Origin of the sequence: Streptomyces sp. SP18CS02 (assembly GCF_036322365.1) — a bacterium.
In the GTDB taxonomy this organism is placed as follows: domain Bacteria; phylum Actinomycetota; class Actinomycetes; order Streptomycetales; family Streptomycetaceae; genus Streptomyces.
Genome location: NZ_JAQYXC010000294.1, coordinates 391,622 through 403,894, shown reverse-complemented (window position 1 = coordinate 403,894; position 12,273 = coordinate 391,622). Strand labels below are relative to the sequence as shown.

The window sequence follows — 12,273 nt, the reverse complement described above, 5'->3', positions numbered from 1 at the left end:
GGGCACCTGGTACGGCATAGTGTTCTGTGCCGCACCAGGCAAGCCTGACTGAATGTCCGCTTTAGTGGGCTTAATCCCCTGTGGTGTAATTGGCAGCACTGTGGCTTTTGGTGCCATATGTCCGGGTTCGAGTCCTGGCGGGGGAGCTCAGAACACATACCGACGCGTGCTCACGGGTCCTGACCTCAGCGGTCGGGACCCGCGCTTATTTCCTCCCCGAAACCCCCCGGTATCCTGCGGATGTCCACCACCCGAAGCCGAAGGGCATTCCCGTGAGCGCCAACCGCCCGGCAGCCGTCGTCGTCCTCGCAGCGGGTGAGGGCACCCGCATGAAGTCGAAGACCCCCAAGGTCCTGCACGAAATCTGCGGGCGCTCGCTCGTCGGACACGTCGTCTCCGCAGCACGCGAGCTGGACCCCGCGCACCTGTGTGTCGTCGTCGGACACGCGCGCGAGCAGGTCACCGCACACCTCGACGAGCACTACGCGGGCACGCGCACCGCCGTGCAGTACGAGCAGAACGGCACCGGCCACGCCGTCCGCATGGGCCTGGAGGAGCTGGGCCCGGAGGCGTTCGACGGCACGGTGGTCGTCGTCTGCGGCGACACGCCGCTGCTCTCCGGCGAGACGCTGAGCGCCCTCGCCGCCACCCACACCACCGACGGCAACGCCGTCACCGTGCTGACCGCCGAGGTGCCCGACGCCACCGGTTACGGGCGCATCGTCCGCGACGGCGCGACCGGCGCCGTCACCGCGATCGTCGAGCACAAGGACGCCACCGACGAGCAGCGGGCGATCCGCGAGATCAACTCGGGTGTGTTCGCGTTCGACGGCCGGCTGCTCGCCGACGCGCTGGGCAAGGTGCGCACGGACAACAGCCAGGGCGAGGAGTACCTCACCGACGTGCTCGGCATCCTGCGGGAGGCCGGTCACCGGGTGGGCGCCTCGGTGGCCCCGGACCACCGGGAGATCCTCGGCATCAACAACCGCGTGCAGCTCGCCGAGGCGCGGCGGCTGCTCAACGAGCGGCTGCTGGAGCGGGCCATGACGGCCGGCGTGACGGTCGTCGACCCGGCGACGGTACTGGTGGACGTGACGGTGACCTTCGAGCGCGACGCGGTGATCCACCCGGGCACGCAGCTGCTGGGCGTCACGCACATCGCGGAGGACGCCGAGGTCGGCCCGAACAGCCGGCTGAAGGACACGACGGTCGGCAGGGGCGCGCGCGTGGACAACACCGTGGCCGACGGCGCGACGGTCGGCGAGGCCGCCTCGGTCGGCCCGTACGCCTATCTGCGCCCCGGGACCCGCCTGGGCACGAAGGCCAAGGCGGGTACGTACGTGGAGATGAAGAACGCCTCGATCGGAGAGGGCACCAAGGTGCCGCACCTCTCGTACGTCGGCGACGCGACGATCGGCGAGTACACGAACATCGGCGCCGCGAGCGTCTTCGTGAACTACGACGGCGAGAGCAAGCACCACACCACCATCGGGTCGCACTGCAAGACCGGTTCCGACAACATGTTTGTGGCTCCTGTCACGGTCGGGGACGGGGCCTACACCGCCGCCGGCTCGGTCATCACGAAGGACGTGCCCGCCGGTTCCCTCGCTGTGGCCCGGGGCCAGCAGCGGAATATCGAGGGCTGGGTGGCCCGGAAGCGGCCCGGCAGCGCCGCCGCGCAGGCGGCCGCCGCGGCGGCCGGAGAGGTCGACGCCGAAGGCTGACCGGAAACAGGCACGCCGAACTCGGCGTACCGTGATACGTGCACACAAATTCGGCTGGTTCGCGCGGAAGTGGCTCGCGGCCAGGGAACACGTCTGAGGAGACAGTGCTGTGACCGGGATCAAGACGACCGGCGAGAAGAAGCTGATGCTCTTCTCCGGCCGCGCCCACCCCGAGCTGGCCGAGGAGGTCGCGCACCGCCTGGGTGTCGGTCTCGTGCCGACCAAGGCATTCGATTTCGCCAACGGTGAGATCTACGTCCGCTTCCAGGAGTCCGCCCGCGGCGCCGACTGCTTCCTGATGCAGAGCCACACGGCTCCCATCAACAAGTGGATCATGGAGCAGCTGATCATGATCGACGCTCTGAAGCGCGCTTCCGCGCGGAGCATCACCGTGATCATCCCGTCGTACGGGTACGCCCGGCAGGACAAGAAGCACCGCGGCCGCGAGCCGATCTCGGCCCGCCTGATCGCCGATCTGCTCAAGTGCTCGGGCGCCGACCGGATCCTCACGGTCGACCTGCACACCGACCAGATCCAGGGCTTCTTCGACGGCCCGGTGGACCACCTGTCGGCGCTTCCGGTGCTGGCGGACTACGTGGGCGCGAAGGTCGACCGCAACAAGCTGACCGTCGTCTCCCCCGACGCCGGCCGCGTGCGGGTCGCCGACCGCTGGTGCGACCGGCTCGACGCGCCGCTGGCCATCGTGCACAAGCGCCGGGACAAGGACGTCGCCAACCAGGTGACGGTGCACGAGGTCGTCGGTGAGGTCGAGGGCCGCGTGTGCGTCCTGGTGGACGACATGATCGACACCGGTGGCACGATCTGCGCCGCGGCGGACGCGCTCTTCGCGCACGGCGCCGAGGACGTCATCGTCACCGCGACGCACGGCATCCTCTCCGGCCCGGCCGCCGACCGCCTGAAGAACTCCAAGGTCAGCGAGTTCGTCCTGACGAACACGCTGCCCACTCCGGGTGAACTGGAGCTCGACAAGATCACCGTGCTGTCCATCGCGCCGACCATCGCGCGTGCGGTGCGCGAGGTCTTCGAGGACGGTTCGGTGACGAGCCTCTTCGAGGAGCAGGGCTGATCACCACGGCACAGCGGCGGGGCCGTCCCTTCGGGGGCGGCCCCTTCGCCGTACCCGGACCCGCGCACAGGACGGTGGCCCCGACCGTGACCGTGATCCGATTGGGTGGCACGGCGGGCCGCGGGTAGAGTGGTGGGGTTGCTCGGCGAGGGAGGCCGCACGTCACAGTGCGGCGGTCCGTTATCGACGCGCTCTTCGTAGCAGGCCAAGTCCAGTCGTGGCCGGGTGACCACGACCGATTTCCGTCTTCTGCTTACGAGGAGTGCACATGTCCGAGGTGAAGCTCGCCACCGAGACCCGTACCGAGTTCGGCAAGGGTGCCGCGCGCCGCATCCGTCGCGCCAACAAGGTCCCCGGTGTCCTGTACGGCCACGGCACCGAGCCGGTCCACGTCACGCTGCCGGGCCACGAGCTCCTGCTCGCCCTGCGTACGCCGAACGTCCTGCTCTCCCTGGACATCGACGGCACCACCGAGCTGGCGATCCCGAAGGCCGTGCAGCGCGACCCGCTGAAGGGCTTCCTGGAGCACGTCGACCTGCTCCTCGTGAAGCGCGGCGAGAAGGTCAACGTCGAGATCGTCGTCGAGACCGAGGGTGACCTGGCCCCGGGCAGCTTCCTGGTCGAGAACGTGCTGAACACGCTCTCCGTCGAGACCGAGGCGACCCACATCCCGACCTCCGTGACCGTGTCCATCGAGGGCCTGGAGGCCGGTGACTCGATCCACGCCAAGGACGTCGCGCTGCCGAACGGCACGACCCTGGTGACGGACCCCGAGGCCGTCGTCATCCAGATCCTGGCCGCGCAGGCCGAGGAGCCGGCCGCCGAGGGCACCGAAGGCGCCGAGGCCGCCGAGGCCTGAGCCACGGGCTCCGCTTGACGGGGTGGCGGGCTTCGGCCCGCCACCCCGTTCCCCTGTTCGTACACCGCTGGTACGAAGCTCTCGTACGACCGCTCTTGTACCGACCGCTCTTGTACCGACCGCCGTTGTACGACCGCTGCTGTACGACCGCTCTTGTACGCGCGCGAGGAGACGTGACGCAGATGACGACCGACGCCACCGCCCCCTGGCTCATCGTGGGCCTGGGCAACCCCGGCCCGGAGTACGCCGCGAACCGGCACAACGTGGGGTTCATGGTGGCCGACCTCCTCGCGGAGCGCGTGGGCGGCAGGTTCAAGCGCGCCCAGAAGGCCCAGGCGCAGGTCGTCGAGGGCCGTATCGGCCCGCCCGGACCCGCGAACCGCCGGGTGGTCCTCGCCAAGCCCATGTCGTACATGAACCTGTCCGGCGGCCCGGTCACCGCGCTGCGGGACTTCTACAAGGTGCCCACGGCGAACATCGTGGCCATCCACGACGAGCTGGACATCGACTACGCGACGCTGCGCCTCAAGCTGGGCGGCGGCGACAACGGGCACAACGGCCTGAAGTCGATGACCAAGGCCATGGGGCCGGACTACCACCGGCTCCGGTTCGGGATCGGGCGCCCGCCCGGCCGTATGCAGGTCGCCGACTTCGTGCTGAAGGACTTCTCGTCGACCGAGCGCAAGGAGCTGGACTACCTCGTGGACCGCGCGGCGGACGCGGTGGAGTGCCTGGTGACCGAGGGCCTGGAGCGGGCCCAGTCGGCCTACAACTCCTGAGCGGCGACGACCGGCCGGGTCCGGCCGGTCCGGGATTGACCTCGGGCGGTCGCATCACCGAGGATCACGCCCCATGAAGAAGCGGACCTCGGCCCTCCCCCTTGCCCGCAACGCCGCCATGGCCCTGGTCGCCGCGTTGCTGGTCGTCGCGGGCGTCTGGGCGTCCTGGGGCACGGCCCAGCACATACTGCTCTCCAAGGGCCGCGAGCACGGCACTCTGACCGTCACCGGTTGTTCCGCGGACACCTGTACGGGCCGCTACGACCCGCAGGGCCCGGCGGGGCCCCGTACGGACATGTCCATCCCGCACTCCGTGGCCGCCGAGAAGGGCGCGAGCTTCCCGGTCGTGGTGAAGCCCGACACCAGTGAGCTGGTCCGCACGGGCTGGCCGGGCGGCCTGCACGCCTGGCTGCCGCTGGGCGGCGCGCTGCTGCTGGCGGCCCTGGTCATCGGCGGCGGTCTGCGGCTGCCGCGGTTGGCCTGGCTGGTGGCGGGGGCGGGCGGCGCGCTGCTGGTGGGGACGTTCTTCGCGCTCTGAGCCGGCCGGGGCCTCTGGTGCGGACCCGGACGAACGGCTCCGGGCGCCCGGATCCGGAGGAACGGGACCCGGGCGCGGCGCGCCGGACACGGCGGAGGGGGCGGTGCCTGTGCGGGCACCGCCCCCTCCGTCACGTCTGCGTCAGCCGGTGTTGCGCAGGCCGGCCGCGACACCGTTCACGGTGAGCAGCAGCGCCCGCGCGAGCAGCGGGTCGGGCTCCTCGCCGCGCTCGGCGGCCGCCCGCTGGCGGGCGAGCAGTGACACCTGGAGGTAGGAGATCGGGTCCAGGTAGGCGTCGCGGATGGCGAAGGTCTGCTGCAGCACCGGGTTGGACCCGAGCAGCTCCTTGCCGCCGGTCACCCGCAGCACCTCGGCGACGGTGAGGGCGTGCTCCGCCTCGATGTCGTCGAAGACGTGCTTGAGGTTCTCGGGGACGAGGGTGTCGACGTAGTGGCGGGCGATCCGCAGGTCCGTCTTCGCGAGGGTCATCTCGACGTTGGAGATGAAGTTGCGGAAGAAGTGCCACTGGTCGTACATCTCGTCCAGCACGGGGTCCAGACCGGCCTCGCGCAGCGCCTTGAGACCGGAGCCGACACCGAACCAGCCGGGCACGATCTGCCGCGACTGCGTCCAGCCGAACACCCACGGGATGGCCCGCAGGCCGTCGAGACCGGCTCCGGAGTCGGGGCGGCGCGAGGGCCGCGAGCCCAGGTGCAGCTCGGCGAGCTGGTCGACGGGGGTGGAGGCGAAGAAGTACGACGGCAGGTCCGGGTCCTCGACGAGCCTGCGGTAGGCGTCGTGGGCCGCGTCCGAGACGGTGTCCATCGCGGCGTCCCAGCGGGCCAGGGCCTCGTCGGACTGGCGGGGCGCGGTGTGCAGGGCGGAGGCCTGGAGCGTCGCGGCGACGGTCAGTTCCAGGTTCTCGCGGGCCAGCGACGGGATGAGGTACTTGTCGGAGATGACCTCGCCCTGCTCGGTCACCTTGATCTCGCCCTCCAGGGTGCCCCAGGGCTGCGCGAGGATCGCGTCGTGCGAGGGGCCGCCGCCGCGGCCGACGGTGCCGCCGCGGCCGTGGAAGAGGCGCAGGCGCACGCCGTAGCGGTGCGCGACGTCCCGGAGCCTGCGCTGGGCCCGGTGGATCTCCCACTGCGAGGTGGTGATGCCGCCGAACTTGGAGGAGTCGGAGTAGCCCAGCATGACCTCCTGGACGTCCCCGCGCAGGGCCACCAGGCGACGGTAGGACGGGTCGGCCAGCATGCCGTCGAGGATGACGTCGGCGGCCTTGAGCTCGTCGGTGGTCTCCAGGAGCGGCACGATGCCGATCTTGGCCCAGCCGGCGTGCAGGTCGATCAGTCCGGCCTCGCGGGCGAGGACGGCCGCGGCGAAGACGTCGTCGGCGCCCTGGCACATCGAGATGATGTAGGACTCGATGACCTCGGGACCGAACCGCTCGAAGGCCTCCTTCACCGTGTGGAAGACGCCGAGGGTCTTCTGGCCCGCCGCGTCGAGCGGGGCGGGGGTGGGGGCCAGCGGGCGGCGGGAGCGCAGCTCCTTGGCGAGGAGCTTCTGCCGGTAGTCGCGGGGCATGTCCGCGTAGCGCCAGGACTCCTCGCCGAGCCGGTCGAAGAGCTGGCCGAGCGCGTGGTGGTGGGCGTCGGCGTGCTCGCGCACGTCCATCGTGGCGAGCTGGAGGCCGAACGCGGACAGGGTGCGGATGACGCGGTCCATGCGGCCGTCGGCGAAGAGCGCGCCGCGGTGCCGGCGCAGCGAGGTCTGGATCAGCGTCAGGTCCTGGATCAGCTCGGCGGTGCCCAGGTAGTCGCGGCCCTCCTGGTGGGAGGTGCCGGCGGCCAGGCGCTCGCGCGTGTTGACCAGCTTCTGGCGGATGCAGGTGGCCTTGAGCCGGTAGGGCTCCTCGGCGTTGAGCCGCTTGTAGCGGGGGCTGATCTCGGGGAGCCGCTCCAGATCGGTCTGGAGGGAGGCGAGCAGCTCGTCGGTGGCGCCCGCGTAGCGGATCGAGTTGGAGAGCAGTCCGCGCAGGTAGTCGATCAGCTCGATGGCGTCGGTGATGCCGTGCTCGTGCTGGAGGATCAGGACGTCCCAGGTCACGGCGGGGGTGACGTTGGGGTTGCCGTCGCGGTCACCGCCGATCCAGGTGCCGAAGGTCAGCGGCCTGGTGCCGGGGGGCAGCTCGACGCCGACCCGCTCCAGCTCCGCCGCGAGGTCCTCCAGGACGTCGCCGACGGCGCCGGCGTGCAGCTCGTCGAGGTAGTAGATGGCGTTGCGCGCCTCGTCGGCGGGCTCGGGCCGCACCACGCGCAGCTCGTCGGTCTGCCAGATGAGGTCGATGTTCTCGGCCAGGCGCAGGTCGTGGCGGCGCCGGTCGGCGGCGGTGACCGGTGCGTCGAGCAGCTCGGCGATGCGCCGCAGCTTGTTCAGGACGGACCGCCGCGCGGCCTCGGTGGGGTGGGCGGTGAAGACGGGCCGTACGTTGAGGTTCTTGACCGTCTCGCGTACGTGGTCGGGGTCGCCGTCCTTGAGCATGTCGGCGGTGAGGGCGAGCAGGCCGCCCTCGGCGGCGCGCTTCTCGCGCATCTCGCGGCCGCGGTGGACCTGCTCGGTGACGTTGGCGAGGTGGAAGTACGTCGAGAACGCCCGCACCAGCCGGGCGGCGGTCTCCAGGTCCGTGTCCCCGAGCAGCGCGGCGGCGGCTTCGCCGTCCTCGCGGGTCAGGTGGCGGACCTTCTCGACGAGCTCCAGGAGCTCGGGCCCTTCCTGCCGGACGAGTGTCTCGCCCAGCAGGTCGCCGAGTCGGCGGATGTCGGAGCGCAGGTCGGCGCTGGCGGAGTAAGTCTGGTCGGCACTGCTCACAGGTGCGGCTCCTTGCAGTGTTCGAGCACGTCTGGAGGGGTACTGAAAGCTTGCGGACCGCGCTGTCCGACGACACCAGGATAGGTGTCCGTTCGCGTGACGGTCTCCCCAGCCCTCTTGCCGCGCGCCACGGCGGTGCCATACTTACGTCGCCGTAGGTTACGGAACCGTAGCCTTGTCGTTCCATCCGTATCCCTCACCCCCCAGGGGACGCCCATGACCACGAGCCCCGACATGCTCGAAACCGCCCCGGACCTGCCGCCCGCCACGCTGGGCGGTGACCGGAAGCGGTCGCTCGAACAGATCACGCTGCTGCTCTTCATCGCGGTGCCCTTCCTCGCCCTGCTGGCGGCGGTGCCGCTGGCGTGGGGCTGGGGCGTCAGCTGGCTCGATCTGGGGCTGATGGTGGCGATGTACTACATCGGCTGCCACGGCATCACGATCGGTTTCCACCGCTATTTCACCCATGGCGCGTTCAAGGCCAAGCGGCCGCTGCGGATCGCGCTGGCCGTGATGGGGTCGCTGGCGGTGGAGGGGCCGCTGGTGCGCTGGGTGGCCGACCATCGCAAGCACCACAAGTTCTCGGACGCCGAGGGCGACCCGCATTCGCCGTGGCGGTTCGGCGAGACGGTGCCGGCCCTGATGAAGGGCCTCTGGTGGGCGCACATCGGATGGATGCTCGACGAGGAGCGGACGCCGCAGGCCAAGTACGCACCGGACCTGATCAAGGACCCGGCGATCCGCCGGATCTCCCGGCAGTTCCTCGGCTGGACGGTGCTGTCGCTGGCGATCCCGCCGCTGGTGGGCGGCCTGGTGACGATGTCGTGGTGGGGCGCGTTCACGGCGTTCTTCTGGGGCTCGCTGGTGCGGGTCTCGCTGCTCCACCACGTCACCTGGTCGATCAACTCGATCTGCCACGCGGTCGGCAAGCGCCCCTTCAAGTCGCGCGACCGGTCGGGGAACGTGTGGTGGCTGGCGGTCCTGTCGTGCGGCGAGTCGTGGCACAACCTCCACCACGCCGATCCGACGTGCGCACGTCACGGCGTGATGCGGGGGCAGATCGACTCCAGCGCCCGGCTGATCCGCTGGTTCGAGAAGCTGGGCTGGGCGTACGACGTGCGCTGGCCCACCGCGTCCCGGATCGAAGCCCGACGCCAGGACGAGCCCGCGAACGCGGCATGATGGACGACGTGGCGATCGACGGCGGCAATCCCAGCAACGACAAACCCAGGCGCGGGCGCAGGGTCCGGATGACGGGCGCCGAGCGCCGCCAGCAGCTGCTCGACATCGGTCGCGCGCTCTTCGCCGAGCGGGGTTTCGAAGGCACGTCGGTGGAGGAGATCGCGGCGAAGGCCGGGGTCTCCAAGCCGGTGGTGTACGAGCACTTCGGCGGCAAGGAGGGGCTCTACGCGGTCGTGGTGGACCGTGAGATGCGCGAGCTCCTCGACATGGTCACCGGGGCCCTGACCGCGGGCCATCCGCGCGAGCTGCTGGAGCAGGCCGCCTTCGCGCTGCTCGACTACATCGAGTCGTACACGGACGGCTTCCGGATCCTGGTCCGGGACTCGCCGGTGGCGCAGTCGACGGGTACGTTCGCCTCGCTGATCTCCGACATCGCCACCCAGGTCGAGGACATCCTGGGCCTGGAGTTCAAGGCGCGCGGCTTCGACCCGAAGCTGGCCCCGCTGTACGCGCAGGCGCTGGTGGGCATGGTGGCGCTGACCGGCCAGTGGTGGCTGGACGCCCGCAAGCCGAAGAAGGCCGAGGTCGCGGCACACCTGGTGAACCTGGCCTGGCACGGCCTGGACGGCCTGGAGCCCAAGCCGCGGCTGATAGGCCACCGCAAGAGCTGAGCGCCGGGGCCGGTGCCCCCCGCGCGGGCGTGCCGCACCGCGGCCCGCGCCCGGCCCCGGACGACCGACCGGGACGCCGCACCCCTTCGACGCCCCGGTCTTCGTAAGTCGTCCTGCAAGGACGGGCTCACCGCGTCGTCTCCGCCGGCGCGGTGGGGGCCGGTGCCGCCGGCGATGTGTCCCGGTGGATCGCTGCCGGCATCACTCCCCCTTCCGCGCCACGGCGAAGATCCGGCGGAACGGGAAGACCGTGCCGTGCGGGCCCGGCGGATACGCCTCGCGCAGCAGGTCGCGGTACTGGCCCATGAACTCGGCGGCGGCCTCGTGGTCGTCGTCGAGGGCGGTGAGCACCGGACGCAGCGCGGTGCCCTTCACCCAGTCCAGGACCGGGTCGGGCCCTTGGAGGAGCTGCGAGTAGACCGTCTCCCAGACGTCCACCCCGGCACAGCCCAGGTCGGTGAGCCGGCCGAGGTAGTCGGCCGGGTCGAGGACGTGGTGGAACCGGCGGCCGTGATCGCCGAGCCGGGAGCGCCACTGCGGGGTGTCGCAGAGTTCGCCGAGGAGGGCGTGGCTGGGCGAGGTGAAGTTGCCGGGGACCTGGAAGGCCAGGACTCCGCCGGGCGCGAGCCCGTCGAGCCAGACGGGGAACGACTCGGGGTGGTTGGGAACCCACTGGAGCGCCGCGTTGGAGACGATCAGGTCGTACGGCTCCTCCGGCGTCCAGTGCGCGGCGTCGGCGGGGCGGAAATCGAGCCAGCCGCCGCCGGGGGTGGTGCCGGAGTAGTACTTGCCGGCCTGTTCGAGCATCTCGGGCGAGAGGTCGAAGCCGGTGATGCGGGCGTCGGGCCAGCGATCGGCCAGGAGCGCCGTGACGTTGCCGGGCCCGCAGCCGATGTCCGCGATGCGGGCGGGCCGGCCCGTCGCGGCCGCCGGAAGGTCGGGTATCCGGGTGAGCAGGTCCAGGAACGGCCGGGTGCGATGAGTGGAGTGGCGCAGGTACTGCTGTGGATCCCAGATCGGTGCGGAATGCATCATGAAGCCCCCTTGCTGGAACGGCGTACCGAAGCGGAACAGAGTCCCGGCCCGGTTCTGCCCAGAGGTCCAGCAGAATATATCTTGACATCAAGAGACTTCATGTCGACAGATCCCCTACACTGATCGACATGGAGGACGAGGTCGATCGACTGGTCGCAGCATGGCGTCGCGAGCGCCCCGACCTCGACGTGGAACCGCTGGAGGTGCTCAGCCGGGTCTCCCGACTCGCACGCCATCTCGACCGCGCGCGCCGGCTCGCGTTCGCCGAGCACAGTCTCGAGCCCTGGGAGTTCGACGTCCTCACGTCGCTGCGCCGGGCCGGTGCCCCCTATCAGCTCTCGCCGGGGCAGCTGCTCACCCAGACCCTGGTCACCTCGGGGACCATGACCAATCGCATCGACCGGCTCGCCAAGAAGGGCCTGGTCGAGCGGCTGCCCGACCCCAGCGACCGGCGGGGGGTGCTGGTGCGCCTCACCCCGGAGGGCCGTGACCGGGCCGACCAGGCCCTGGCCGGTCTGCTCGACCAGGAACGCGCCATCCTGGCCGAGCTGTCCCGGGCCCAGCGCGCCGAACTGGCCGCGCTGCTACGCCAGCTGACCGCCCCGTTCGACAACATCCCCGGCTAGTTCCGCCGGCCCCACGCCCGCCCTGCGCGCCAGCGCGACGGCGGCCAGCGTGGAGTGCACCCCGAGCTTGCCCAGCACGTTCTGCATGTGCGTACGGACGGTGTGCGGGGACAGGAACAGCCGCTCGGCGACCGCCTTGCGGCCCAGGCCGGCCACCATGCAGCGCAGCACCTCCCGCTCGCGCGGGGTCAGCGACTCCACGAGCCGCTCGCTCTCGGTGCGGTGCTTGCGCGCGGCCGTGAGCTCCCGCAGCACGCCCGTGAGCAGCGCGGGCGGCAGATGCGTCTCGTCGCGCAGCACGCCCCGTATCACCGCGAGGAGCCGCTGGAGCGAACAGTCCTTGGCCACCCAGCCCGATGCGCCGGCCTGGAGCGCCAGCGCCGCCCGGCGGGGGTCGTCCTTCTCCGCGAGCACGACCGTGCGCACGGAGGGCTGGCCGGAACGGACCCCGCCCACCAGCGAGATGCCGTCCACGATGCCGTCCGCGCCGTTGTCGGGGACCACCCGGGCCACCGTCCCGGCGGCCGCGGCCCCCAGGTCGGCGTCGACCAGCAGCACATCGAACCTGCGGCCCTCGGCGGCCGCCCGATCGAGGCAGCGCAGCGCGGCGGGGCCGCTGCCGGCCGCCGTGACATCGACGTCGGGCTCGGCGGCCAGGGCGGCTGCCAGCGACTCGGCGAAGATGCGGTGATCGTCCACCACCAGAACCCGGATACGGACCACTGACACCCCCATGCGTCGAGGAAGCGGACCAGCCGCGGGTACGGCGCCCGGAGAGGGAGAGGCACAGTGGCCGCACGGCCGCCGCCGTGCAGTGACTGCTACCCCCGCCCCGGGCGTCGTACCCGGCTGTCTCGCCCCCTGATCAGCACCGGCCCCCACCGGCGCTGTGCATCAGAGT

The 12,273-nt window shown here is 71.1% G+C and carries 11 protein-coding genes and 1 tRNA gene; 9 read left to right on the top strand and 3 right to left on the bottom strand.

All coding sequences use genetic code 11. From position 1 onward, the window contains the following. The first annotated feature begins 74 nt into the window (after positions 1–74). From PUR26_RS26145 to PUR26_RS26120, 6 genes are all read left to right on the top strand, one after another. Positions 75–146 (top strand) — tRNA-Gln (locus PUR26_RS26145). Positions 147–272: 126 nt separating this feature from the next. Then, positions 273–1,724 (top strand): bifunctional UDP-N-acetylglucosamine diphosphorylase/glucosamine-1-phosphate N-acetyltransferase GlmU, encoded by a 1,452-nt coding sequence (glmU, locus tag PUR26_RS26140; protein WP_329875646.1) that lies wholly within the window; start codon positions 273–275, stop codon positions 1,722–1,724. Positions 1,725–1,833: 109 nt separating this feature from the next. Then, positions 1,834–2,811, top strand: a complete 978-nt coding sequence (locus PUR26_RS26135; protein ID WP_329875644.1) for a ribose-phosphate diphosphokinase — start codon at positions 1,834–1,836, stop codon at positions 2,809–2,811. Between the two features lie 268 nt (positions 2,812–3,079). Beyond that, entirely contained in the window at positions 3,080–3,670 is a 591-nt protein-coding gene (locus PUR26_RS26130; RefSeq protein WP_329875642.1) for a 50S ribosomal protein L25/general stress protein Ctc, read from the top strand. 182 nt (positions 3,671–3,852) lie between these two features. Then, positions 3,853–4,449 carry an aminoacyl-tRNA hydrolase gene (pth, locus tag PUR26_RS26125; RefSeq protein WP_329875894.1) on the top strand — a complete coding sequence of 199 codons (597 nt, stop codon included), beginning with the start codon at positions 3,853–3,855 and terminating at the stop codon, positions 4,447–4,449. A 73-nt stretch (positions 4,450–4,522) separates the two neighbouring features. Then, a complete protein-coding gene (locus PUR26_RS26120; protein WP_329875640.1) occupies positions 4,523–4,987 on the top strand; it encodes a hypothetical protein in 465 nt (154 codons plus the stop codon). Positions 4,988–5,128: 141 nt separating this feature from the next. On the opposite strand, the gene ppc is transcribed toward PUR26_RS26120, so the two are convergent. Further along, the gene (ppc, locus tag PUR26_RS26115; RefSeq protein ID WP_329875638.1) at positions 5,129–7,858 is read right to left on the bottom strand and encodes a phosphoenolpyruvate carboxylase; all 2,730 of its coding nucleotides are present in this window, start codon (positions 7,856–7,858) and stop codon (positions 5,129–5,131) included. Positions 7,859–8,074: 216 nt separating this feature from the next. Here ppc and PUR26_RS26110 point away from each other — a divergent pair, with 216 nt between their 5' ends. Then, the gene (locus tag PUR26_RS26110) at positions 8,075–9,040 is read left to right on the top strand and encodes an acyl-CoA desaturase (protein WP_329875636.1); all 966 of its coding nucleotides are present in this window, start codon (positions 8,075–8,077) and stop codon (positions 9,038–9,040) included. Further along, a complete protein-coding gene (locus tag PUR26_RS26105) occupies positions 9,037–9,711 on the top strand; it encodes a TetR/AcrR family transcriptional regulator (RefSeq protein ID WP_329875634.1) in 675 nt (224 codons plus the stop codon). Before PUR26_RS26110 ends, PUR26_RS26105 begins: the two co-directional genes overlap by 4 nt. 201 nt (positions 9,712–9,912) lie before the next feature. Here the strand turns inward: PUR26_RS26105 and PUR26_RS26100 are convergent, their stop codons facing one another. After that, positions 9,913–10,743 (bottom strand): trans-aconitate 2-methyltransferase, encoded by an 831-nt coding sequence (locus PUR26_RS26100; protein WP_329875892.1) that lies wholly within the window; start codon positions 10,741–10,743, stop codon positions 9,913–9,915. Between the two features lie 131 nt (positions 10,744–10,874). On the opposite strand from PUR26_RS26100, the gene tamR reads away from it, so the two are divergent. Further along, positions 10,875–11,372 (top strand): MarR family transcriptional regulator TamR, encoded by a 498-nt coding sequence (gene tamR, locus PUR26_RS26095; RefSeq protein WP_329875632.1) that lies wholly within the window; start codon positions 10,875–10,877, stop codon positions 11,370–11,372. On the opposite strand, the gene PUR26_RS26090 is transcribed toward tamR, so the two are convergent. Beyond that, positions 11,331–12,095, bottom strand: coding sequence for a response regulator transcription factor (locus PUR26_RS26090; RefSeq protein ID WP_329875890.1), 765 nt, complete (start codon positions 12,093–12,095; stop codon positions 11,331–11,333). The genes tamR and PUR26_RS26090 overlap by 42 nt on opposite strands. Between the last annotated feature and the right edge of the window lie 178 nt (positions 12,096–12,273).